This window comes from Enterobacter sp. P82, assembly GCF_037053385.1.
Taxonomy (GTDB): domain Bacteria; phylum Pseudomonadota; class Gammaproteobacteria; order Enterobacterales; family Enterobacteriaceae; genus Enterobacter.
This window is the reverse complement of record NZ_JBALHX010000004.1, coordinates 1-23,012: the sequence shown is the minus strand read 5'-3', so window position 1 is coordinate 23,012 and position 23,012 is coordinate 1. Positions and strand designations below refer to the sequence as shown.

Below are 23,012 nucleotides of genomic sequence, written 5' to 3'. Positions count from 1 at the left end.
GTATGCAGGCTTTGATCTTAGAACAGCAGGACGGCAAAACGCTTGCCTCAGTGCAAACCGTTGAAGAGACTCGCTTACCGGAAGGCGAAGTCACCGTCGACATCGACTGGTCCAGTTTAAATTATAAAGATGCACTGGCTATCACCGGCAAAGGGAAAATCATCCGAAATTTCCCTATGGTACCCGGTATTGATTTTGCTGGCCGGGTTCATACCAGCGAAGATCCACGTTTCCATACTGGCCAGCAGGTGCTGCTCACCGGCTGGGGCGTAGGCGAAAACCACTGGGGTGGCCTGGCAACGCAGGCGCGTGTTAAGGGTGACTGGCTGGTCCCTATGCCGAAGGGGATAGATGGCCGTAAAGCAATGATCATTGGCACAGCAGGCTTTACCGCCATGCTCTGCGTAATGGCGCTGGAAGATGCGGGCGTCCGTCCGGAATCAGGGGAAATTGTCGTGACCGGCGCCAGCGGCGGCGTGGGTAGCACAGCAGTCACGCTGCTGCACAAACTGGGTTATCAGGTCGCCGCTGTTTCTGGTCGTGAAAGCACCCACGATTACCTGCGCCAGCTCGGCGCTAACCGCATACTTAGCCGCGACGAGTTTGCCGAAACCCGCCCACTGGAAAAACAGGTCTGGGCAGGCGCAGTGGATACCGTCGGTGACAAAGTGCTGGCGAAAGTACTGGCGCAGATGAGCTACGGCGGCTGCGTGGCAGCCTGCGGGCTAGCGGGAGGATTTGCCCTGCCAACAACGGTGATGCCATTTATTTTGCGTAACGTTCGCCTGCAGGGGGTCGATTCAGTGATGACGCCAGCGGCCCGTCGTCATGAAGCCTGGGAACGACTGGTGCGCGATCTGCCAGAATCCTTCTATACCCAGAGCGCAACGGAAATTAGCCTCAGCCAGGCCCCGGAATATGCCAGTAAGATCATGGACAATCAGTTCCACGGTCGCGCGCTGGTGAAAATTGCCTAATCTTCAAATTTTCGTGACATATTCGCGTGAATCCTTCTCCTCCGTCATGCTTAGAAAAACGCATGACGGAGGATGCCATGAAAAATAGAAAACTGACGGAAGCCGACGTAACGTCTGAATCTGTCTTTATGTTACAGCGCCGCCAGATCCTGAAAATGCTTGGCATCAGCGCCACAGCCCTGACGCTTTCCCCAACGGCACACGCCGACCTGCTCGACTGGTTTAAAGGCAACGACAGGCCGAAAGCCCCTTCCGGCGCGCCACTCACCTTTACCAAACCGGCCCAGTGGCAAAACACGCTGACGCTCACACCGGAAGATAAAGTCACCGGCTATAACAACTTCTACGAATTCGGCCTCGACAAGGCCGATCCTGCCGCCAACGCAGGAAGCCTCAAAACCGATCCGTGGACGCTGAAAATTGACGGTGAAGTGGCAAAACCCCTGACGCTGGACCATCACGATCTCACCACCCGCTTCCCGCTCGAAGAACGTATCTACCGCATGCGGTGTGTGGAAGCCTGGTCGATGGTAGTGCCGTGGGTTGGCTTCCCGCTGCATAAACTGCTGGCAATGGCGGAGCCCACCAGCAATGCAAAATATGTCGCTTTCCAGACGCGCTATGCTCCTGACGAGATGCCTGGGCAGAAAGACCGGTTTATCGGCGGCGGGCTTGAGTATCCTTATGTCGAAGGGTTACGCCTCGACGAAGCGATGCATCCACTTACCCTGCTGACCGTTGGTGTTTACGGCAAAGCGCTTCCACCGCAAAACGGTGCCCCCATTCGTTTAACCGTACCGTGGAAATATGGTTTCAAAGGGATTAAATCTATTGTCAGCATTAAGCTCACCCGCGAACGTCCGCCAACCACCTGGAATCTGGCCGCCCCGGGTGAATACGGTTTCTTCGCCAATGTGAATCCGCATGTGGATCATCCACGCTGGTCGCAGGCAACCGAGCGTTTTATCGGTTCCGGCGGTGCGCTGGACGTGAAGCGCCAGCCGACGCTGCTGTTTAACGGTTATGCGGATGAAGTGGCTTCACTTTACCGTGGTCTCAATTTACGGGAGAACTTCTGAGTGCGTTTAACAGCAAAACAGATCACCTGGCTGAAAGTGCTGCTCCACTTAGCCGGGTTGCTTCCTTTTATCTGGCTGTTCTGGGCCGTCAGCCAGGGACTCTTTAGCGCAGACCCGGCAAAGGATATTCAGCACTTTACGGGTAGGATGGCTCTGAAATTCTTGCTGGCAACCTTGCTCGTCTCGCCGCTGGCGCGCTACGCTAAACAGCCATTATTGATACGAACCCGTCGGCTTTTGGGGCTATGGTGTTTTGCCTGGGCGACGCTACATCTCACCAGCTATGCCCTGCTGGAACTGGGAATTAACAATCTGACACTGCTTGGCCGTGAACTGGTGACGCGTCCTTATCTGACGCTGGGTATCGTGAGCTGGCTGGTTTTGCTGGCATTAGCGCTGACATCCACGCAATATGCGCAACGTAAACTGGGCAGGCGCTGGCAACTGCTGCACAACTTCGTCTATCTTGTCGCGATCCTCGCACCCATTCATTATCTATGGTCGGTGAAGATCCTCTCGCCGCAGCCAATCCTTTATGCGCTGGTGGCCGTGGCGCTTTTAGCATGGCGTTATAAGAAGTTCCGTCAGTGGTTGCGATAGTTCGCGAAACTGTGCGTTTTCCCGCAGATTACCTGTCAACCGCTAATCTTTTTCGGATAGCGGTTGATAATCTTCCCTGATAAGACCAGTATTTAGCTGCCAAATGCTACGAAATCGTTATAATGTGCGACTTTGGTTCACCCGACAGCGGGTTTAGGCCTCTGAAAAGGTGACAATTGCGTTTCGAAGGTATATTTTGTTTTTTACCGGAAAATCGCAGGAGATAGCAGCACAATGGCTGATAAATTCCATATCTTAGTTTTAAACGGACCGAACCTTAACATGCTCGGTACCCGCGAGCCGGAGAAGTACGGCACGCTAACATTGGGTGAAATTGTTAACCGTCTGGGAACGGAAGCCGCGTCACTCAATGTGGATTTGGATCATTTTCAGTCAAACGCGGAGTACGCACTCATCGACCGTATTCATCAGGCTAAAGACAATGTGGACTATATCCTGATCAATCCGGCCGCGTTTACGCACACCAGTGTTGCTATCCGCGACGCACTGCTCGCGGTGAGTATCCCGTTTATCGAGATCCACCTGAGTAACGTGCACGCCCGAGAGCCGTTCCGCCACCATTCGTATCTGTCGGATATCGCTTCTGGCGTTATCTGCGGACTGGGTGCTGACGGCTATTCATACGCTTTACAGACAGCGGTAAAACGCTTGTCACAATCAAACTAAACAAGAGTACGGAACCCACTCATGGATATTCGTAAGATTAAAAAACTGATCGAGCTGGTTGAAGAATCAGGCATCTCCGAACTGGAAATTTCTGAAGGCGAAGAGTCTGTACGCATCAGCCGTGCAGCACCAGCCGCTAGCTTCCCGGTAATGCAGCAGGCTTATGCTGCGCCAGTGCAGCAGCCTGTGCTCTCCACAGCCGTTGCGCCAGCCGCTGAAGCCGCACCTGCCGCTGCTGCAGAAATCAGTGGTCACATCGTACGTTCCCCAATGGTTGGTACTTTCTACCGCACCCCGAGCCCGGACGCGAAGGCGTTCATCGAAGTGGGTCAGAAAGTCAACGCAGGCGATACCCTGTGCATCGTTGAAGCGATGAAAATGATGAACCAGATCGAAGCAGACAAATCAGGTACTGTGAAAGCGATTCTGGTCGAAAGTGGTCAGCCGGTTGAATTTGACGAGCCGCTGGTCGTCATCGAGTAACGAGGCGTACATGCTGGATAAAATTGTTATCGCCAACCGCGGCGAGATCGCACTGCGTATTCTTCGTGCCTGTAAAGAACTGGGCATCAAGACCGTCGCTGTGCACTCAAGCGCGGATCGCGATTTAAAACACGTATTGCTGGCGGATGAGACGGTCTGTATTGGCCCGGCTCCGTCCGTAAAAAGCTATCTGAATATCCCGGCTATCATCAGCGCCGCTGAAATCACTGGCGCGGTGGCAATTCATCCGGGTTACGGCTTCCTCTCTGAGAACGCCAACTTTGCTGAGCAGGTTGAACGCTCTGGCTTTATCTTCATTGGTCCGAAAGCTGACACCATCCGCCTGATGGGCGACAAAGTGTCTGCCATCACCGCGATGAAAAAAGCTGGTGTACCAACCGTACCAGGCTCTGACGGCCCTCTGACCGACGACATGGATGCTAACCGTGCGCATGCTAAACGCATTGGCTACCCGGTGATCATCAAGGCGTCTGGCGGCGGTGGCGGTCGCGGTATGCGCGTTGTGCGCAGCGATGCCGAACTGGCACAGTCCATCTCCATGACCAAAGCTGAAGCGAAAGCCGCTTTCAGCAACGACATGGTGTACATGGAAAAATACCTGGAAAACCCACGCCACATCGAAATTCAGGTGCTGGCTGACGGTCAGGGTAACGCAATCTATCTGGCAGAACGTGACTGCTCCATGCAGCGTCGTCACCAGAAAGTGGTCGAAGAAGCACCAGCACCGGGTATTACCCCGGAACTGCGTCGCTACATCGGCGAGCGTTGCTCCAAAGCGTGTGTCGATATCGGCTATCGCGGTGCAGGTACCTTCGAGTTCCTGTTCGAAAACGGCGAGTTCTACTTCATTGAGATGAACACCCGTATTCAGGTTGAACACCCGGTTACCGAAATGATCACCGGTGTTGACCTGATCAAAGAACAGCTGCGTATCGCTGCGGGCCAGCCGCTGTCCATCAAGCAGGAAGAAGTTGTGGTGAAAGGCCATGCGGTAGAATGCCGTATCAACGCCGAAGACCCGAACACCTTCCTGCCAAGCCCGGGTAAAATCACGCGTTTCCACGCGCCGGGTGGCTTTGGTGTGCGTTGGGAGTCTCATATCTACGCCGGTTACACCGTACCGCCGTACTATGACTCTATGATCGGCAAGCTTATCTGCTACGGCGAAAACCGTGACGTGGCGATTGCCCGCATGAAAAATGCCCTGCAGGAGCTGATCATCGACGGTATCAAAACCAACGTTGATCTGCAGATGCGTATTATGAGCGACGAGCACTTCCAGAATGGTGGAACCAACATCCACTATCTTGAGAAAAAACTCGGTCTGAACGAGAAGTAATACAGCATCTTTGTGAAAAGGCCGGATTATCCGGCCTTTTTTATTTCTGGGGCCTGGAAAGCCTCATCATGTACAATCCCCGCTTTATTCATCCACAAGGGACAAAAAATGGACAAGCGTTTTGTTCAGGCCCATAAAGAAGCGCGCTGGGCGCTGTGGCTGACCCTTCTCTATCTTGCTGCATGGTTAGTAACCGCTTACTTACCTGATTCAGTTATTGGCATTACCGGCCTGCCGCACTGGTTTGAAATGGCGTGCCTGCTCATGCCGCTGGTGTTTATTGTTTTGTGCTGGGCAATGGTGAAGTTCATTTATCGCGATATTCCGCTGGAGGACGATGATGCAGCTTGAAGTTATTCTGCCACTGATTGCGTATCTGCTCGTCGTGTTTGGATTGTCGGTTTATGCCATGCGTAAAAGAGCGACGGGCACCTTTCTGAACGAGTATTTTCTTGGCAGTCGCTCCATGGGCGGGGTAGTGCTGGCCATGACACTCACCGCTACCTACATCAGCGCCAGCTCGTTTATCGGCGGCCCAGGTGCAGCCTATAAATACGGGCTAGGCTGGGTGCTTTTAGCGATGATCCAGTTGCCTGCAGTCTGGCTCTCGCTGGGTATCCTCGGCAAAAAGTTTGCCATTCTGGCGCGTCGTTACAATGCTGTGACGCTCAACGATATGCTGTTTGCACGTTACCAGAGCCGTTTACTGGTATGGCTGGCAAGTTTAAGTCTGCTGGTGGCCTTTATTGGCGCGATGACGGTGCAGTTTATCGGTGGCGCTCGTCTGCTGGAAACCGCTGCAGGTATCCCTTACGAAACGGGGCTACTGATCTTTGGGATAAGCATCGCGCTGTATACGGCATTTGGTGGCTTCCGCGCCAGTGTGCTTAACGACACCATGCAGGGAATGGTAATGCTTATCGGGACGATTGTTCTGCTGGTGGGCATTGTGCACGCTGCGGGTGGCCTGAGCCACGCTGTTGAAACGCTGGAAGCGATCGATCCAAAACTGGTCTCTCCTCAGGGCGCAGATGACATTCTTTCTCCGACCTTTATGACGTCATTCTGGGTACTTGTTTGCTTTGGCGTGATTGGTCTGCCGCACACTGCAGTGCGCTGTATCTCGTATAAAGACAGCAAGGCGGTTCATAAAGGCATCATCATTGGTACCATTGTGGTTGCCATTCTGATGTTTGGCATGCATCTGGCAGGTGCATTAGGCCGCGCTGTGATCCCTGATCTCACCGTGCCGGATCTGGTGATCCCTACGCTGATGGTAAAAGTGTTACCGCCATTTGCTGCCGGGATATTCCTTGCCGCACCGATGGCCGCCATCATGTCGACGATCAATGCCCAGTTACTGCAAAGTTCCGCTACGATCATTAAAGATCTCTATCTCAATTTGCGTCCTGAACAGGTTGAGAATGAACGACGCCTGAAGCGTATGTCCGCCGTGATTACGCTGGTGCTGGGGGCTTTGCTGCTGTTAGCCGCATGGCGTCCGCCTGAGATGATCATCTGGCTCAACCTGCTCGCGTTTGGTGGTCTCGAAGCTGTTTTCTTGTGGCCGCTGGTGCTTGGTCTCTACTGGGAGCGTGCAAATGCTGCGGGCGCGTTAAGCGGTATGATCGTCGGTGGCGTGCTGTATGCCGTCCTGGCGACATTTAAAATTCAGTATCTGGGCTTCCATCCGATTGTGCCTTCGTTACTGTTAAGTTTGCTGGCGTTTGTGGTGGGGAACCGTTTCGGTCAGCCCGTCCCGCAACCCGCTATGATTTCTACTGATAAATAAAGAGTTTTGCCATGCCGTGGATCCAACTAAAACTAAATACAACTGGTGCAAACGCCGAAGAGCTGAGCGATGCGTTGATGGAGGCCGGATCGGTCTCCATCACCTTCCAGGACACGCATGACACGCCTGTCTTCGAGCCACTGCCGGGCGAAACCCGCCTGTGGGGTGATACCGACGTTATTGGCCTGTTTGATGCCGAAACCGACATGAAAGAGGTCGTCGCAATTCTGGAAAACCATCCTCTGCTCGGCGTGGGTTTTGTGCACAAAATCGAACAGCTGGAAGACAAAGACTGGGAACGCGAGTGGATGGATAACTTCCACCCTATGCAGTTCGGTAAACGTCTGTGGATCTGCCCAAGCTGGCGCGACGTTCCGGATGAGAACGCGGTTAACGTGATGCTCGATCCGGGCCTGGCATTTGGTACCGGCACCCACCCAACCACCTCCCTGTGCCTGCAGTGGCTGGATGGTCTGGATCTGGACGGCAAGACGGTGATCGACTTCGGTTGCGGATCCGGGATCCTGGCCATTGCGGCACTGAAACTGGGTGCAGCAAAAGCCATCGGGATCGATATCGATCCGCAGGCCATTCAGGCCAGCCGTGATAACGCCGAGCGTAACGGTGTCTCCGATCGTCTGGAACTGTATCTGCCGGATGCGCAGCCAGAAGCCATGAAAGCCGATGTGGTGGTCGCAAACATTCTGGCAGGCCCATTACGCGAACTGGCTCCGTTAATCAGCGTGCTGCCCGTTGAGGGCGGTCTGCTTGGACTTTCGGGTATCCTGGCAAGCCAGGCTGATAGCGTTTGCGAAGCCTATGCCGATCTCTTTGCGCTCGACCCGGTGGTGGAGAAAGAAGAGTGGTGTCGTATTACCGGCCGTAAAAAATAAGCCCTGGGCGTGGTCATCAGGCCACGCCTTATCTCGTTTTGCTGCATAAAACCTCTTCCCTCGTCTCTGAATATCTTGTCCTAAAATGAGAGCCAGATCTCAAAGATGGCGGTAAAACTGTTGCTAAAAACAGCAGATTATCCCGCTTCAGCGAAGCATTTATTCAGAAATGATTAGAAGTTACGGGAAATTGTAAGCGTACATAAAACAAGCATTATCGCATAACACAATGATTTACATGATGAATAATTTTTAACAGAGCGATTGAGCGGCGATTCCTTGATCTACAACAGAGGATTGTTCAAAGTTTGGCCTTTCATCTCGTGCGAAAAATGCGTAATATACGCCGCCTTGCAGTCACAGTATGGTCATTTCTTAACTCATGCGCATCGGACACCACCAGCTTAGAAATCGCCTGATCGCAGCCCCTATGGCAGGTATTACCGACCGGCCGTTCAGGACGCTGTGCTATGAGATGGGAGCCGGTTTAACCGTATCCGAGATGATGTCGTCTAACCCGCAGGTATGGGAAAGCGATAAATCCCGCCTTCGGATGGTGCACATTGATGAACCAGGTATCCGCACCGTGCAAATTGCCGGAAGCGTGCCTGAAGAGATGGCAGATGCCGCGCGTATTAACGTGGAAAGTGGTGCCCAGATTATTGATATCAATATGGGTTGCCCGGCCAAAAAAGTGAATCGCAAGCTTGCAGGTTCAGCCCTTCTGCAATACCCCGACCAGGTGAAATCTATCCTGACGGCGGTTGTCAGCGCAGTGGACGTTCCTGTTACGTTGAAGATTCGCACGGGTTGGTCGCCGGAACACCGTAACTGTGTAGAGATTGCCCAACTGGCCGAAGACTGTGGCATTCAGGCCCTGACCATTCATGGACGCACTCGCGCCTGTTTGTTCAACGGTGAAGCTGAATACGACAGCATTCGGGCAGTTAAGCAGAAAGTTTCCATTCCGATTATCGCGAATGGCGACATAACTGACCCGCTTAAAGCCAGGGCTGTACTCGACTATACGGGAGCTGATGCTCTGATGATAGGACGTGCAGCTCAGGGAAGACCCTGGATCTTCCGGGAAATCCAGCATTATCTGGACACTGGGGAGCTGCTTGCCCCGCTGCCTCTGGCAGAGGTTAAGCGCTTGCTTTGTTCGCATGTTCGGGAACTGCATGACCACTACGGTCAGGCAAAAGGGTACCGAATTGCGCGTAAACACGTCTCCTGGTATCTCCAGGAGCACGCTCCAGATGACCAGTTTCGGCGCACATTCAACGCCATAGAGGATGCCAGCGAACAGCTGGAGGCGTTGGAGGCATACTTCGAAAATCTTGCGTAATGAAATAAAGAGCTGACAGAACTATGTTCGAACAACGCGTAAATTCTGACGTACTGACCGTTTCTACCGTTAACTCTCAGGACCAGGTAACTCAAAAGCCCCTGCGTGACTCGGTTAAACAGGCACTGAAGAACTATTTTGCTCAACTGAACGGTCAGGATGTTAATGACCTGTATGAGCTGGTACTGGCTGAAGTTGAACAGCCACTGTTGGACATGGTGATGCAATACACCCGCGGTAACCAAACCCGCGCTGCGCTGATGATGGGTATCAACCGTGGTACTCTGCGTAAGAAACTGAAAAAATACGGCATGAACTAATTTCGATTAGCGAAATGCTTGTTTAAAAAGGCGCTACCTGGCATGGGGATGCGCCTTTTTTATTGCCCGCGCCTGCCACCGTCAACGCTTTGTAAACCTTCGGTTATCCCACTTTTAAACCGCGACGTTTCATGTATATTTCCACCACTTTACTGACTCTCTTCTCGCGGAATGACACAATGATTCGTAAATACTGGTGGCTGGTTGTCTTCGCAATCTCCGTTTTCATTTTCGATGCACTCCTGATGCAGTGGATTGAACTAATGAGCACCGAAACCGATAAGTGTCGCAATATGAACTCCGTCAATCCGCTCAAATTAGTGAACTGTTCAGAACTCGACTAAGCCTCTTTCCCCATCAACTCCCTGTTATCTCCTACTAAAAACAGGGATTTAAATCCCTTTGAGCCGTTCCCTTCCGATGATAATGTCTCGCCCTTCTCAACCGCTCTGGCGTAACGTCAAACTCGAGTAGAACCGACCATGCTGGTTAGCCAATACAACCATATCCTTGTAGTCCTCTCCTTTGTTGTTGCTATCCTTGCCGCGTATACCGCGCTGAATATGGCCGCGCGCGTCGCCGGGAGTCAGGGTGTCGCAGCCCGTATCTGGCTGGCTGGCGGTGGTATTGCAATGGGGATTGGCGTGTGGGCGATGCATTTTATCGGCATGCTGGCGATGGACCTCTCCATGAGCATGAGTTACAACGCCAATCTGACGGTGTTATCCATGATCATCGCTGTGGGTTCGTCACTGTTTGCTCTATGGCTCGTCAGCTGCGAGCGATTGCGTTTACGCCGTCTGTTGCCCGGCGCGTTAGTGATGGGAAGTGGCATCGTGGCCATGCATTACACCGGCATGGCAGCGCTGGAGGTCACACCGGGCATTATCTGGGACAAGATATGGGTCGCCATTTCGGTCGCCATTGCACTTGCCGCTTCACTCGTTGCATTGTGGCTGACATTCCGCTTGCGCCAGGAAGCGGCTCAAGTTGTGCTGATGCGCATGGGTGCTGCCATCACCATGGGGATTGCCATTGCGGGTATGCACTACGCCGGAATGAAAGCCGCACAGTTCCCGATGTCGACGATGGTTCACCATGACGGTATTAATGGAAGCTGGCTGGCGGTGCTGGTTAGCGTTGTTGCTCTCTCTATTCTGGGGATCAGCCTGCTGGTATCAATGCTGGATGCCCGCCTTCAGGCGCGTACCGCCCTTCTTGCTTCATCACTTGCCGAAGCGAACCGTGAACTCGCGCAACTGGCACTGCACGATACCCTGACGCGTCTGCCCAACCGTATTCTGCTGGAAGACAGACTCGATCAGGCCATCAGCAAAGCTGACCGTGAAGGCAGCAATTTTGCCCTGATGTTTATGGATCTTGACGGTTTTAAAGCCATCAATGATGCCTACGGCCATGATATCGGTGACAAGCTGCTGGTCGCCGTTACGCAGCGTCTGTTGCATCCCCTGAAAGGTCAATTCACCCTTGCACGTATCGGCGGTGATGAGTTTGTTCTGCTGGCAGAAGGAGAAAGTCCGGACGATGCGGCTTCTCTGGCAAGCTCACTGGTTCGCGCGATTGATAGTCCGTTCAATCTCGATCCTTATGAACTGGTGGTGACACTCAGCATTGGTATCGCTTTTTATCCTCACGATGGCAAAACCGAACGTGAGCTGATGTTTAATGCGGATGCGGCGATGTACCACACCAAACATATGGGGCGAAATGGCTACCACTTCTTCCAGCCCTCCATGAATACCCTGGCGCAGACCCATCTCCAGTTAATGAACGACCTGTGGATGGCTATCGATCGTAATGAGCTCCGCCTGCTTTACCAGCCAAAATTTCACGCACCCGCTGGCCCTGTCCTCGGTTTTGAAGCATTACTGCGTTGGCAACACCCTAAACAAGGATTACTGACGCCAGACCTTTTCCTGCCGCTGGCGGAAAAAACGGGGCTCATTATTCCCATCGGCAACTGGGTAATCAATGAAGCCTGTCGGCAGTTGAGGGAATGGCATCTTCAGGGGCATCAAAGCTGGTCGATGGCGGTAAACCTGTCGACATTGCAGTTTGAGCAACCGTCGCTGGTTAAAACCGTTCTCGACTGCCTGGCGCACCACAATGTGCCACCGGAAATGTTGATCCTCGAAGTGACGGAAACCACAGCAATGAGTAACCCGGATGAGAGTGTACGGGTGTTGACGGAGTTAACGGATGCGGGCGTGAAAGCCTCCATTGATGACTTTGGTACCGGATATTCGAGCCTACTGTATCTCAAGCGTTTACCGGCCTGTGAATTGAAGATCGACAGAGCATTCGTGAAAGAACTAAGCGGGGAAAGCGAGGATGCAACGATTGTCTCTGCGATTGTGGCCCTCGCAAAAACACTGAATCTGAAAGTCGTGGCTGAAGGTGTAGAAACCGAAGCACAGCAAACTTTTTTGACGAAGCTAGGCTGTAACACCCTACAGGGTTATCTGTTAGGTAAACCTGTCAGCGCACAGACCATAGAGGCGCTTTGTGCCAGGGGAGAAATGTTACCTGACGCTAAGTAGTAAGCATCATGGGGCGATACTCGGATGACAGGGAGTGTCGCCAGAATGCTATCGACCAGGGCTGGAGCCTGCTGATATAGATTAAAACTGTCGTTATTCATTAACCAGTTTTTAATTATTCCGCTAAAAAAACCGTGGAATACGATCAACGTAAGGTCAACATTTACCTGTGCCGAAATGATTTTCCGCGCAATGCATTCCTCCAGCGTGGCACGTAAATAGTCATAGTTAAATCCAATACGTTTTCTGATTTCACTCTCTGCAATCATGTCACTACTAAATTCACACTTATGATACAGAATTTGTAAAAGCGCACATTGCCGGGGTTCACGCGCAATATACTGCAAGGCAATAATAAATTGCTCACGAAGCATTAACAACGGATCATCGTTTTCGGAAACAGAAAGTCTGTCGCGAATAATTTCACGAAGCGGTAATTGTTGTTCCCAGATAGCATTAAATATTTCTGTTTTACTGGCAAAGTGCCAATAGATCGCACCGCGCGTAACCTTAGCGGCATCCGCGATATCCGTCAGCGTCGTACTGGCCACGCCACGCATCGCAAACTGTTCAATAGCCGCCTCAATCAGCTGCTGTCGGGTTTGTTGAGCCTCTTCTTTCTTTTTACGCGCCATAGATAACTACTCGTTACTCACAAAATTTATACGTCATACCGGGTTCAGATGAAGGAAAGTATTCACTAAAATCAGTTTTAATTTTGCACAAAAAAAGTCAATCCACTTAATTTATAATTAAGACAAATACATAACCCCCATTAAATTCACCGAATGAATAGCATAAAAAATTAAATCCTATTTACCTGATTAACATGCCAGAACTATAAGACTGATTGCACCGGGTCTGATTCTGATTTTTCCAGCATGCCTGGTCATTCGCACTTATAAATTAAAAAACATTAAATACCCTCATTATTATACGCAGCTACATTTTATTTTTATCTCTCTGCCCAGCTACCGAGCCACGGCAAATATCGGTTAATGGGTATTTAAAGGAACAGTAATGACGAATCATTTCAGACGCTTGCCCTTATCCGGTCTCATTGTCTGTGCGGTATTGCTCACTGGATGCGATGGTCAGGAAAACCAACAACAACATCCACAGGCACCTCAGGTCAGCGTGCATATAGTGAAAAGCGCCCCTCTGGCTGTCACCACTGAACTCCCGGGCAGAACAGATGCATTTCGCGTTGCGGAGGTTCGCCCGCAGGTTAGCGGCATCATCCTGCGTCGCAACTTCACGGAAGGTAGTGATGTAAAAGCAGGTGAGTCACTGTACCAGATTGATCCCGCGACCTGGCAGGCGGCCTATGACAACGCCAAAGCCGAACTGTTAAAGTCTCGGGCAGCAGCGAATATCGCGCATCTGACGGTGAAGCGTTATCTCCCGCTGGTTGGCACACAATATGTCAGCAAACAGGAATACGATCAGGCAGTGGCGACGGCTCAACAGGCAGACGCCAGCGTTGCCGCCGCCCAGGCGGGTGTGGAATCGGCACGTATCAATCTTGCCTATACCAAAGTGACGTCACCTGTCGCTGGTCGCATCGGTAAATCCAGCGTAACCGAGGGCGCGCTTGTCACGAGCGGACAAGCCACCGCACTGGCAACCGTCCAGCAGCTTGATCCGATTTATGTCGATGTTACACAGTCCAGCAATGATTTCATGCGACTGAAACAGACCAGCCTGCAGAAAGGCGATGCCACCAGCACCGTTGAGTTGCTGATGGAGAATGGTCAGCCCTATCCGCTGAAAGGCACATTGCAATTCTCTGATGTTACCGTCGACGAAAGTACCGGTTCCATTACCCTGCGTGCCATTTTCCCCAATCCTCAACACCTGCTGCTACCCGGTATGTTTGTTCGCGCCCGCATTGATGAAGGCATACAACCGGATGCCATTCTGGTTCCACAACAAGGTGTGACACGCACACCACAGGGCGACGCTACCGTACTGCTGGTTAACGACAAAAACCAGGTGGAGTCGCGTACCGTTGTTGCGCCTCAGGCGATTGGCGATCGGTGGCTGGTGACAGGAGGTTTAAAAAACGGTGACCGTGTGATTGTTAGCGGTTTACAGAAAATCAGACCGGGGGCTACCGTCGTCGCCACGCCGGATACCACCACGACACCAGCCGGTTAAGGGACGACGACATGGCTAATTTCTTTATTCAGAGGCCTGTTTTCGCCTGGGTACTTGCCATCATTTTGATGATTGCAGGCGGGCTGGCCATTCTCAAACTTCCCGTCGCACAGTATCCGACCATCGCCCCTCCCGCCGTGGCCATATCCGCAACCTACCCGGGAGCAGATGCTCAAACGGTGCAGGATACCGTGACCCAGGTTATCGAACAGAACATGAACGGTATTGATAACCTGATGTATATGTCCTCCACCAGCGATTCAGCGGGTAACGTCACTATCACCCTGACTTTCCAGTCAGGAACCGATCCGGACATCGCCCAGGTGCAGGTACAAAACAAGCTGCAGCTCGCCATGCCGCTGCTGCCGCAAGAGGTGCAGCAGCAAGGGATTGGCGTTGAGAAATCCAGTAGCAGCTTCCTGCTGGTCGCCGGTTTTGTTTCAGACAACCAAAATCTCACGCAGAACGACATCTCTGACTATGTCGCCTCGAACGTCAAAGATGCTATCAGCCGAACGTCTGGTGTAGGCGATGTCCAGCTGTTTGGTGCCCAGTATGCGATGCGCATCTGGCTCGACAGCAATGCGATGAACAAATACCAGCTGACGCCACTGGATATTATCAACCAGCTGAAAACGCAGAACGACCAGATAGCGGCAGGCCAGTTGGGCGGGACGCCATCCATCCCAGGGCAGCAGTTGAATGCCTCGATCATCGCACAAACCCGTCTGAAATCACCGGAAGAGTTTGGCCGCGTGACGCTCAAGGTGAACCAGGACGGTTCCATGGTTCATCTGAAGGATGTGGCTCGCATTGAGCTGGGTGGCGAAAACTACAATATGGTGACCAAAATCAACGGGCAGGCGGCAACTGGTCTGGGGATTAAGCTGGCAACCGGGGCAAATGCACTGGATACAGCAGCAGCCATTAAGAGCAAGCTGGCACAGCTGCAACAGTTCTTCCCGCAAGGTCTGAAGGTTGTCTACCCGTATGACACCACGCCGTTTGTGAAAATCTCCATCCACGAAGTGGTGAAGACGCTGTTTGAAGCGATCGTTCTCGTCTTCCTGGTCATGTACCTGTTCCTGCAAAACCTACGAGCGACGCTCATCCCGACCATCGCGGTGCCGGTCGTCCTGCTGGGCACTTTTGCGGTGCTGGCAGCATTCGGCTTCTCCATCAATACCCTCACAATGTTCGGGATGGTGCTGGCGATAGGTCTGCTGGTTGATGACGCTATCGTGGTTGTCGAGAACGTTGAACGAGTCATGGTTGAAGACAAACTGCCGCCAAAAGAGGCAACGCAGAAGTCAATGGGGCAGATCCAGGGTGCACTGGTGGGTATAGCCATGGTGCTCTCAGCGGTCTTTATTCCGATGGCCTTTTTTGGCGGTTCGACGGGGGCGATCTATCGCCAGTTCTCACTGACTATCGTTTCGGCGATGGCGCTATCTGTGCTTGTCGCGCTGATCCTGACGCCAGCGCTGTGTGCGACATTGCTTAAGCCAGTTTCCAGCGACCACCATGAGAAAAAAGGTGGCTTCTTTGGCTGGTTTAATGCGCGCTTTGATAAGAGCGTGGAGCACTACAGCAACAGCGTGAGCGGTATTTTGCGTAAGACCGGGCGCTATCTGGTGGTGTACGTCATTATTGTCGGTGGGATGGCGGTGCTCTTCCTGCGTTTACCCACCTCCTTCCTCCCCGAAGAGGATCAGGGGGTGTTTATGACGATGGTTCAACTTCCGGCTGGTGCGACCCAGACGAGGACTCAGCAGGTTCTCGATCAGGTTCAGGACTACTATCTGAACGACGAGAAGGCAAATGTTGAGTCCGTCTTTACCGTTAACGGCTTTAGCTTCAGCGGCCAGGGCCAGAACTCCGGTATTGCGTTCGTCAGCCTGAAGCCCTGGGAGGAGCGTCCGGGGGAGAAAAATGGCGTCGAGGCCATTGTCGGTCGCGCGACGAAAGCCTTCAGTCAGATTAAAGACAGCCTTGTGTTCCCGTTTAACCTGCCTGCCATTATTGAGTTAGGTACCGCAACGGGCTTCGACTTTGAGCTGATTGATCAGGCTAACCTGGGACATACCCAACTAACCCAGGCACGCAATCAACTACTCGGCATGGTGAAAGAGCACCCTGACCTGCTGGTGCGCGTGCGTCCTAACGGTCTGGAAGATACCCCTCAGTTCAAACTGGATGTTGACCAGGAGAAGGCACAGGCGTTAGGTGTCAGCCTTTCTGACGTTAATCAGACGGTCTCGACGGCGTTGGGTGGCACCTATGTGAACGACTTTATCGATCATGGTCGCGTGAAAAAGGTTTACGTGCAGGCCGATGCCCGATTCCGTATGCTGCCAGGGGACATTAACAACCTCTACGTGCGCAGCGCGAATGGAGAAATGGTCCCGTTCTCAGCCTTTAGCAACGCTCACTGGGTTTATGGTTCGCCCCGCCTGGAGCGCTATAACGGGATGCCATCCATGGAGATCCTCGGTGAGTCTGCACCGGGTAAAAGTACCGGTGAAGCGATGGCTATGTTGGAGAGCCTTGCCGCAAAACTCCCCTCCGGCATCGGCTATGACTGGACTGGCATGTCATACCAGGAGCGGCTTTCCGGTAACCAGGCGCCTGCACTGTATGCAATCTCATTGATAGTGGTGTTCCTGTGTCTGGCTGCCCTGTACGAAAGCTGGTCCATTCCCTTCTCCGTCATGCTGGTAGTGCCACTGGGTGTCATTGGGGCTCTTCTCGCAGCGTCATTGCGTGGGCTAAACAATGACGTCTATTTCCAGGTCGGTCTGCTGACAACGATTGGTTTATCGGCGAAAAACGCCATCCTGATCGTCGAATTTGCTAAAGACCTGATGGATAAAGAAGGTAAAGGCCTCATTGAAGCCACGCTGGAAGCCTCAAGAATGCGCCTTAGACCGATCCTGATGACGTCCCTTGCCTTTATTCTGGGTGTCATGCCACTGGTGATCAGCACCGGGGCCGGGAGCGGCGCGCAAAACGCCGTCGGCACAGGCGTCATGGGTGGGATGCTTTCCGCCACTCTTCTGGCGATTTTCTTCGTGCCGGTCTTCTTTGTGGTTGTCCGGCGACGGTTTACTCGCCATAAGGATTAATTTTTCCCTGAAAGGCACCTCTGGTGCCTTTTTTATTTTTTAATGTAAACAAGGAATTAGACATTACAAAATAACAACCTTAAAAAACGATTATTTGCATTAAGTAAGAACAGCTTTTTACGACTTCACAATTCCTCCATTAATTCCTCCTGCAAACGACTTTTCTCCACGATTTTTACAAACTACATAATTTGAGATTATTCCTCGTGTAACGAGGACTTACCCTGGTGGTAAAATAATCTCCAGTTCGTTAATAGCCCTCCTGGCTTTATAGCGGATGAGAAATAATACTGAGGTAACATCATGAAAAGATTCATTTCCGTTGCACTACTCGCTGCGCTGCTTGCTGGTTGCGCGCACGATTCTCCATGTGTGCCGGTTTACGACGACCAGGGCCGACTGGTTCATACCAATACCTGTATGAAAGGCACTACCCAGGATAACTGGGAGACTGCAGGCGATATTGCCGGTGGTGCAGCCGCAGTCGCGGGCTTGACGCTGGGTATCGTTGCCCTGACTAAGTAACATCTGTTCAGAAAGCGCGGCTTTGGCCGCGCTTTTGCTTTTAATTAGTGCAATATTTTCAAATAAGTAAAAAAATAGCCCCGTCTTTATCCGCACGATTAATTCAAGCCTGAAGGCAATCACATCTTTTTAGTGATTCCATTTAAATTGCACACTCTATCGTGATGATTTTCACATAGTAATAGCATTTAATACCCTGCCAATATTCACACCTGAAACTATCTGTTCTTCCCATCCAAATGGCATTGAAACTTTTGCTCCGATTTGTGGCACAGGTTGTAATTTCGCACTGTTTCGGGGCGCTCGTTTTATTTAAGCCTGTCTACACTCTGCATTATGCGTTCACTTATCACTTATTTTGTTGGACGCAAAACCTGGCATTACGTTTGCTTTATAAACGTTGGCCAAAGCCACAGACAGGTAAAGCGTTTAAAACGCCTCTATAACGATAAATTTCGCCACACAGGATGCATTATGAAAAAGACGATGATAGCCAGCCTGGCCGCTGCAGGCATGTTGTTTGCTGTAGCCGGTCAAGCCCATGCGGGAACGACACTGGATGCCGTTAAAAAGAAAGGTTTTGTTCAATGTGGTATCAGTGACGGTTTGCCAGGCTTCTCTTATGCCGATGCGAACGGCAAGTTTACCGGGATTGATGTAGATGTCTGCCGTGGCGTCGCCGCTGCCGTTTTTGGCGATGACAGCAAAGTAAAATATACCCCGCTGACGGCGAAAGAACGCTTTACGGCACTGCAGTCCGGCGAAGTTGACATGCTCTCCCGTAATACGACCTGGACCTCTTCCCGTGATGCAGGTATGGGGATGTCATTTACTGGCGTCACCTATTATGACGGTATCGGCTTCCTCACCCACAATAAAGCCGGCCTGAAAAGTGCCAAAGAACTGGATGGGGCGACTGTTTGTATTCAGGCGGGTACCGATACCGAGCTGAACGTCGCAGATTATTTCAAAGCCAATAACATGAAATACACCCCTGTCACATTCGACCGCTCGGATGAATCGGCCAAAGCGCTGGAATCTGGTCGTTGTGACACACTGGCCTCTGACCAGTCACAGCTGTATGCGTTACGTATTAAGCTGAGCAACCCAGCGGAGTGGATTGTCCTACCGGAAGTGATCTCGAAAGAACCTCTTGGACCGGTTGTCCGTCGTGGCGATGAAGACTGGTTCTCCATCGTTCGCTGGACGCTCTTTGCCATGCTGAACGCGGAAGAAATGGGCATCAACTCGAAAAACGTCGATGAGAAAGCCGCTAACCCGTCCACCCCGGATATGGCTCACCTGCTGGGTAAAGAGGGCGATTTCGGCAAGGATCTGAAGCTGGATAACAAGTGGGCTTACAACATCATCAAAAAGGTGGGCAACTACTCTGAGATCTTTGAGCGCAACGTGGGATCGGAAAGCCCTCTGAAGATCAAACGCGGCCAGAACAACCTCTGGAATAACGGCGGTATTCAGTACGCTCCACCAGTACGTTAAGTCATTGCTGTAACGGGCACTACGAAAGTGGTGCCCACTCCAGAGTCATGGTTACTGAGGTTTCTTTATGTCCCATCGCCGCTCAGCCGTAAAAGGATCGCTATCCTTTTCTCATCCCGCGGTCCGCGCCTGGTTATTCCAGATTATTGCTATTGTTGCGGTTGTTCTCATCGCCGTATATCTTATCCATAACACCATAACCAACCTGAATAATCGCGGTATTACCTCCGGTTTTGCGTTTTTAGATCGCAGCGCGGGGTTTGGTATTGTTCAGCATCTTATTGACTACCAGGAAGGTGACACGTACGGACGCGTGTTCGTGGTCGGTTTACTGAATACGCTGCTGGTATCGGCGCTTTGTATCGTCTTTGCTTCAATACTGGGTTTCTTTATTGGCCTGGCGCGTCTTTCTGAAAACTGGCTTCTGCGAAAACTTTCGACTGTTTATATCGAGACGTTCCGCAATATCCCCCCACTCCTGCAGATCTTCTTCTGGTATTTCGCCGTACTGCGTAACCTTCCCGGTCCACGCCAGGCCGTCGACGCGTTTGAGCTGTTTTTCCTGAGTAACCGAGGGTTGTCCATTCCTTCTCCTCTACCAGGTGAAGGGCTGTACGCTTTCATTTTCGCGATAGTGTTAGCGCTTGCTCTCTCTGTTGGAGTATTCCGCTTTAACCGCAAGCATCAGATAAAAACTGGCCAGCTTCGTAAAACCTGGCCAACGGCTGCAGTCTTGATCATCGGCCTGCCGCTTTTGACACACTGGCTCTTTGGTGCCGCACTACACTGGGATATTCCGCATCTGCGTGGCTTTAACTTTCAGGGCGGGATGGTATTGATCCCTGAACTGGCATCTCTGACGCTGGCACTTTCGATTTATACCTCCGCCTTTATCGCTGAGATTATCCGTTCAGGGATCCAGGCCGTACCGCATGGACAGCACGAGGCAGCGCGCTCTCTGGGGTTGCCCCATACCGTGACGCTTCGCCAGGTCATCATACCTCAGGCATTAAGGGTCATCATTCCGCCCCTGACCAGCCAGTACCTCAACATTGTCAAAAACTCATCGCTGGCCGCTGCCATTGGTTACCCCGATATGGTGTCACTGTTCGCCGGAACCGTGCTTAACCAGACCGGGCAAGCCATTGAAACCATCGCCATCACCATGTCTGTCTATCTGATCATCAGCCTGGTGATTTCATTGCTGATGAACCTCTATAACCGTCGTATAGCACTGGTCGAGCGCTAAGGAACTATGATGACAAAAGCGATACTGTCGCACTCCTCGCGCCCTGCTCACTCGACAGGTGGCCGTTTCATTCTCTGGGCGCGTAAGAATCTGTTCTCCAGTTGGAGCAACAGCCTGCTGACGATTGTCTGCCTGTGGCTCATGTGGGAATTGATTCCTCCCCTGCTGAACTGGGCGTTTTTACAGGCCAACTGGGTCGGTTCAACCCGTGCAGACTGCACAAAATCTGGTGCCTGCTGGGTGTTTATTCATGAGCGTTTCGGGCAATTCATGTATGGATTGTATCCGCACGAGCAACGCTGGCGGATTAATCTGGCGCTGGTTATTGGCCTGCTCTCAATCGCTATCATGTTCTGGAAAAAGCTGCCTCATCGTGGACGCTATATTGCCGTCTGGGCAGTGGTCTATCCGATTATTGTCTGGGTGCTGTTGTATGGCGGTTTCCTGGGGCTGGAACGCGTTGAAACCCGCCAGTGGGGTGGTCTAACGTTAACGCTGATTATCGCTTCAGTGGGGATAGCCGGTGCTCTGCCGTGGGGGATTTTACTTGCCTTGGGACGGCGTTCAAAAATGCCAGTCGTGCGTGTCCTTTCCGTTATTTTCATTGAGTTCTGGCGCGGCGTACCGCTTATCACTGTTCTGTTTATGTCGTCGGTCATGCTGCCGCTGTTTATGGCAGAAGGTACAACGATCGACAAACTGATCCGCGCCCTGGTCGGTGTGATTCTCTTCCAGTCCGCCTATGTCGCTGAAGTTGTGCGTGGTGGTCTGCAAGCATTGCCTAAAGGCCAGTATGAAGCAGCAGAATCACTGGCACTCGGCTACTGGAAAACGCAGGGGCTTGTCATTCTTCCCCAGGCACTCAAGCTGGTTATCCCTGGTCTGGTCAACACGATCATTGCCCTTTTCAAGGATACCAGCCTTGTGATCATCATCGGATTGTTCGATCTCTTTAGCAGTGTGCAACAGGCGACCGTTGACCCCGTCTGGCTGGGTATGTCCACCGAAGGATATGTCTTTGCTGCCCTAATCTACTGGATCTTTTGTTTTAGCATGTCGCGCTATAGCCAGCATCTGGAAAAGCGCTTTAACACCGGGCGTACACCGCACTGAGGAAATTATGAGCCAAATTACTATGACACCCGCTGACGCGATGATTACGCTGGAAGACGTTAATAAATGGTATGGACAGTTTCATGTCCTGAAAGACATCAACCTGAAAGTTAAACAGGGCGAACGAATCGTACTTTGTGGACCTTCAGGTTCAGGTAAATCCACGACAATTCGCTGTATTAACCACCTGGAAGAACATCAACAGGGGCGTATTGTTGTTGATGGTATTGAGCTGAATGAAGATATCCGCAATATCGAACGTGTTCGTCAGGAAGTAGGAATGGTGTTTCAGCACTTTAATTTGTTCCCACATCTGACTGTTCTGCAAAACTGTACGCTTGCGCCAATTTGGGTACGAAAGATGCCGAAAAAGGAAGCGGAGGCGCTGGCAATGCACTATCTGGAACGTGTCCGCATTGCAGAACATGCTAATAAATTTCCTGGCCAGATATCGGGTGGACAACAGCAGCGTGTGGCTATCGCCCGCTCGCTGTGTATGAAACCTAAAATCATGCTGTTTGATGAGCCTACCTCAGCACTGGATCCTGAAATGGTGAAGGAAGTACTGGATACTATGATTGGGTTGGCACAATCCGGGATGACAATGTTGTGCGTGACACATGAAATGGGATTTGCCAGAACCGTAGCAGACCGGGTGATCTTCATGGATCGTGGCGAGATTGTCGAGCAAGCTCCGCCGGATGAGTTCTTTGCGCATCCGAAGTCAGAACGTACGCGAGCATTCCTGTCGCAGGTGATTCATTAGTTGTTTGCTCTGCCGGGTGGCGGCTTCGCCTTACCCGGCCTACCGTTTTTTCGGTGCATAAACGCAAAAAGGCCATCCTTTCGGATGGCCTTTTCACTTATTTGATGTCTGGCAGTTCCCTACTCTCACATGGGGAGACCCCACACTACCATCGGCGCTACGGCGTTTCACTTCTGAGTTCGGCATGGGGTCAGGTGGGACCACCGCGCTAAAGCCGCCAGACAAATTCTTTTACTTCTTGCCGAACTTTAACCTAAGTATAAAGTGGTGCTGATACCCAGAGTCGAACTGGGGACCTCACCCTTACCAAGGGTGCGCTCTACCAACTGAGCCATATCAGCACGCTAAATTTGATGCCTGGCAGTTCCCTACTCTCACATGGGGAGACCCCACACTACCATCGGCGCTACGGCGTTTCACTTCTGAGTTCGGCATGGGGTCAGGTGGGACCACCGCGCTAAAGCCGCCAGGCAA

21 protein-coding genes, 1 tRNA gene and 2 rRNA genes are annotated in these 23,012 nt (G+C 51.9%); 20 read left to right on the top strand and 4 right to left on the bottom strand.

What is annotated here, in order from left to right; translation table 11 throughout:
• Nucleotides 1–2 precede the first annotated feature (2 nt).
• The 13 genes from acuI to WB237_RS17235 all read left to right on the top strand — a co-directional run bounded on the left by acuI (nucleotide 3) and on the right by WB237_RS17235 (nucleotide 12,100).
• Nucleotides 3–977, top strand: a complete 975-nt coding sequence (gene acuI / locus WB237_RS17295; RefSeq protein WP_336214865.1) for an acrylyl-CoA reductase (NADPH) — start codon at nucleotides 3–5, stop codon at nucleotides 975–977.
• 77 nt (nucleotides 978–1,054) lie between these two features.
• Nucleotides 1,055–2,056 (top strand): protein-methionine-sulfoxide reductase catalytic subunit MsrP, encoded by a 1,002-nt coding sequence (gene msrP / locus WB237_RS17290; protein WP_336214862.1) that lies wholly within the window; start codon nucleotides 1,055–1,057, stop codon nucleotides 2,054–2,056.
• Nucleotides 2,057–2,656, top strand: a complete 600-nt coding sequence (msrQ, locus tag WB237_RS17285; RefSeq protein ID WP_336214860.1) for a protein-methionine-sulfoxide reductase heme-binding subunit MsrQ — start codon at nucleotides 2,057–2,059, stop codon at nucleotides 2,654–2,656.
• 234 nt (nucleotides 2,657–2,890) lie between these two features.
• Nucleotides 2,891–3,343: a type II 3-dehydroquinate dehydratase gene (aroQ, locus tag WB237_RS17280; protein ID WP_336214858.1), complete on the top strand. Its 453-nt coding sequence runs from the start codon at nucleotides 2,891–2,893 to the stop codon at nucleotides 3,341–3,343.
• Between the two features lie 21 nt (nucleotides 3,344–3,364).
• Nucleotides 3,365–3,826 carry an acetyl-CoA carboxylase biotin carboxyl carrier protein gene (accB, locus tag WB237_RS17275; RefSeq protein ID WP_336214856.1) on the top strand — a complete coding sequence of 154 codons (462 nt, stop codon included), beginning with the start codon at nucleotides 3,365–3,367 and terminating at the stop codon, nucleotides 3,824–3,826.
• Between the two features lie 10 nt (nucleotides 3,827–3,836).
• Nucleotides 3,837–5,186, top strand: a complete 1,350-nt coding sequence (accC, locus tag WB237_RS17270) for an acetyl-CoA carboxylase biotin carboxylase subunit (RefSeq protein WP_023333644.1) — start codon at nucleotides 3,837–3,839, stop codon at nucleotides 5,184–5,186.
• Between the two features lie 108 nt (nucleotides 5,187–5,294).
• The gene (locus WB237_RS17265) at nucleotides 5,295–5,537 is read left to right on the top strand and encodes a YhdT family protein (RefSeq protein ID WP_336214853.1); all 243 of its coding nucleotides are present in this window, start codon (nucleotides 5,295–5,297) and stop codon (nucleotides 5,535–5,537) included.
• A complete protein-coding gene (gene panF / locus WB237_RS17260; protein ID WP_237995014.1) occupies nucleotides 5,527–6,978 on the top strand; it encodes a sodium/pantothenate symporter in 1,452 nt (483 codons plus the stop codon). The genes WB237_RS17265 and panF overlap by 11 nt, the downstream gene beginning before the upstream one ends.
• Before the next feature lie 11 nt (nucleotides 6,979–6,989).
• Nucleotides 6,990–7,871 (top strand): 50S ribosomal protein L11 methyltransferase, encoded by an 882-nt coding sequence (gene prmA, locus WB237_RS17255; RefSeq protein ID WP_028016986.1) that lies wholly within the window; start codon nucleotides 6,990–6,992, stop codon nucleotides 7,869–7,871.
• 382 nt (nucleotides 7,872–8,253) lie between these two features.
• Nucleotides 8,254–9,219, top strand: a complete 966-nt coding sequence (gene dusB / locus WB237_RS17250; RefSeq protein WP_014885445.1) for a tRNA dihydrouridine synthase DusB — start codon at nucleotides 8,254–8,256, stop codon at nucleotides 9,217–9,219.
• Nucleotides 9,220–9,242: 23 nt separating this feature from the next.
• A complete protein-coding gene (gene fis / locus WB237_RS17245) occupies nucleotides 9,243–9,539 on the top strand; it encodes a DNA-binding transcriptional regulator Fis (RefSeq protein WP_000462905.1) in 297 nt (98 codons plus the stop codon).
• A gap of 179 nt (nucleotides 9,540–9,718) precedes the next feature.
• Nucleotides 9,719–9,883 (top strand): DUF2556 family protein, encoded by a 165-nt coding sequence (locus WB237_RS17240; RefSeq protein ID WP_114978886.1) that lies wholly within the window; start codon nucleotides 9,719–9,721, stop codon nucleotides 9,881–9,883.
• 138 nt (nucleotides 9,884–10,021) lie between these two features.
• Entirely contained in the window at nucleotides 10,022–12,100 is a 2,079-nt protein-coding gene (locus tag WB237_RS17235; protein ID WP_336214848.1) for a putative bifunctional diguanylate cyclase/phosphodiesterase, read from the top strand.
• On the opposite strand, the gene envR is transcribed toward WB237_RS17235, so the two are convergent.
• On the bottom strand, nucleotides 12,019–12,735 hold the full coding sequence (envR, locus tag WB237_RS17230) for an acrEF/envCD operon transcriptional regulator (RefSeq protein WP_336214846.1): 717 nt from the start codon (nucleotides 12,733–12,735) through the stop codon (nucleotides 12,019–12,021). The genes WB237_RS17235 and envR overlap by 82 nt on opposite strands.
• A 385-nt stretch (nucleotides 12,736–13,120) precedes the next feature.
• On the opposite strand from envR, the gene WB237_RS17225 reads away from it, so the two are divergent.
• From WB237_RS17225 to WB237_RS17195, 7 genes are all read left to right on the top strand, one after another.
• Nucleotides 13,121–14,260 carry an efflux RND transporter periplasmic adaptor subunit gene (locus WB237_RS17225; RefSeq protein ID WP_336214843.1) on the top strand — a complete coding sequence of 380 codons (1,140 nt, stop codon included), beginning with the start codon at nucleotides 13,121–13,123 and terminating at the stop codon, nucleotides 14,258–14,260.
• A gap of 11 nt (nucleotides 14,261–14,271) precedes the next feature.
• Complete coding sequence (locus WB237_RS17220; RefSeq protein ID WP_336214841.1) at nucleotides 14,272–17,385, top strand: efflux RND transporter permease subunit; 3,114 nt, start codon at nucleotides 14,272–14,274, stop codon at nucleotides 17,383–17,385.
• 303 nt (nucleotides 17,386–17,688) lie between these two features.
• Nucleotides 17,689–17,910 (top strand): lipoprotein, encoded by a 222-nt coding sequence (locus WB237_RS17215; RefSeq protein ID WP_336214838.1) that lies wholly within the window; start codon nucleotides 17,689–17,691, stop codon nucleotides 17,908–17,910.
• Nucleotides 17,911–18,384: 474 nt separating this feature from the next.
• A complete protein-coding gene (locus tag WB237_RS17210; protein ID WP_114978891.1) occupies nucleotides 18,385–19,410 on the top strand; it encodes an amino acid ABC transporter substrate-binding protein in 1,026 nt (341 codons plus the stop codon).
• A 67-nt stretch (nucleotides 19,411–19,477) separates the two neighbouring features.
• Complete coding sequence (locus tag WB237_RS17205; RefSeq protein ID WP_236921663.1) at nucleotides 19,478–20,659, top strand: amino acid ABC transporter permease; 1,182 nt, start codon at nucleotides 19,478–19,480, stop codon at nucleotides 20,657–20,659.
• A 9-nt stretch (nucleotides 20,660–20,668) separates the two neighbouring features.
• Nucleotides 20,669–21,772 (top strand): amino acid ABC transporter permease, encoded by a 1,104-nt coding sequence (locus tag WB237_RS17200; protein ID WP_049007524.1) that lies wholly within the window; start codon nucleotides 20,669–20,671, stop codon nucleotides 21,770–21,772.
• 7 nt (nucleotides 21,773–21,779) lie between these two features.
• Complete coding sequence (locus tag WB237_RS17195; protein ID WP_008502871.1) at nucleotides 21,780–22,538, top strand: amino acid ABC transporter ATP-binding protein; 759 nt, start codon at nucleotides 21,780–21,782, stop codon at nucleotides 22,536–22,538.
• A gap of 106 nt (nucleotides 22,539–22,644) precedes the next feature.
• Here the strand turns inward: WB237_RS17195 and rrf (WB237_RS17190) are convergent.
• From rrf (WB237_RS17190) to rrf (WB237_RS17180), 3 genes are all read right to left on the bottom strand, one after another.
• Nucleotides 22,645–22,760 (bottom strand): 5S ribosomal RNA (rrf, locus tag WB237_RS17190).
• A gap of 43 nt (nucleotides 22,761–22,803) precedes the next feature.
• A tRNA-Thr gene (locus WB237_RS17185) sits at nucleotides 22,804–22,879 on the bottom strand.
• A 14-nt stretch (nucleotides 22,880–22,893) separates the two neighbouring features.
• Nucleotides 22,894–23,009: ribosomal RNA gene (gene rrf, locus WB237_RS17180) — 5S ribosomal RNA — on the bottom strand.
• Nucleotides 23,010–23,012 lie beyond the last annotated feature (3 nt).

Coding starts and splice junctions, on each gene's coding strand:
- acuI (WP_336214865.1), top strand. CDS start 3: ATGCAGGCTTTGATCTTAGAACAGCAGGACGGCAAAACGCTTGCCTCA.
- msrP (WP_336214862.1), top strand. CDS start 1,055: ATGAAAAATAGAAAACTGACGGAAGCCGACGTAACGTCTGAATCTGTC.
- aroQ (WP_336214858.1), top strand. CDS start 2,891: ATGGCTGATAAATTCCATATCTTAGTTTTAAACGGACCGAACCTTAAC.
- accB (WP_336214856.1), top strand. CDS start 3,365: ATGGATATTCGTAAGATTAAAAAACTGATCGAGCTGGTTGAAGAATCA.
- accC (WP_023333644.1), top strand. CDS start 3,837: ATGCTGGATAAAATTGTTATCGCCAACCGCGGCGAGATCGCACTGCGT.
- WB237_RS17265 (WP_336214853.1), top strand. CDS start 5,295: ATGGACAAGCGTTTTGTTCAGGCCCATAAAGAAGCGCGCTGGGCGCTG.
- panF (WP_237995014.1), top strand. CDS start 5,527: ATGCAGCTTGAAGTTATTCTGCCACTGATTGCGTATCTGCTCGTCGTG.
- prmA (WP_028016986.1), top strand. CDS start 6,990: ATGCCGTGGATCCAACTAAAACTAAATACAACTGGTGCAAACGCCGAA.
- dusB (WP_014885445.1), top strand. CDS start 8,254: ATGCGCATCGGACACCACCAGCTTAGAAATCGCCTGATCGCAGCCCCT.
- fis (WP_000462905.1), top strand. CDS start 9,243: ATGTTCGAACAACGCGTAAATTCTGACGTACTGACCGTTTCTACCGTT.
- WB237_RS17240 (WP_114978886.1), top strand. CDS start 9,719: ATGATTCGTAAATACTGGTGGCTGGTTGTCTTCGCAATCTCCGTTTTC.
- WB237_RS17235 (WP_336214848.1), top strand. CDS start 10,022: ATGCTGGTTAGCCAATACAACCATATCCTTGTAGTCCTCTCCTTTGTT.
- envR (WP_336214846.1), bottom strand. CDS start 12,735: ATGGCGCGTAAAAAGAAAGAAGAGGCTCAACAAACCCGACAGCAGCTG.
- WB237_RS17225 (WP_336214843.1), top strand. CDS start 13,121: ATGACGAATCATTTCAGACGCTTGCCCTTATCCGGTCTCATTGTCTGT.
- WB237_RS17220 (WP_336214841.1), top strand. CDS start 14,272: ATGGCTAATTTCTTTATTCAGAGGCCTGTTTTCGCCTGGGTACTTGCC.
- WB237_RS17215 (WP_336214838.1), top strand. CDS start 17,689: ATGAAAAGATTCATTTCCGTTGCACTACTCGCTGCGCTGCTTGCTGGT.
- WB237_RS17210 (WP_114978891.1), top strand. CDS start 18,385: ATGAAAAAGACGATGATAGCCAGCCTGGCCGCTGCAGGCATGTTGTTT.
- WB237_RS17205 (WP_236921663.1), top strand. CDS start 19,478: ATGTCCCATCGCCGCTCAGCCGTAAAAGGATCGCTATCCTTTTCTCAT.
- WB237_RS17200 (WP_049007524.1), top strand. CDS start 20,669: ATGACAAAAGCGATACTGTCGCACTCCTCGCGCCCTGCTCACTCGACA.
- WB237_RS17195 (WP_008502871.1), top strand. CDS start 21,780: ATGAGCCAAATTACTATGACACCCGCTGACGCGATGATTACGCTGGAA.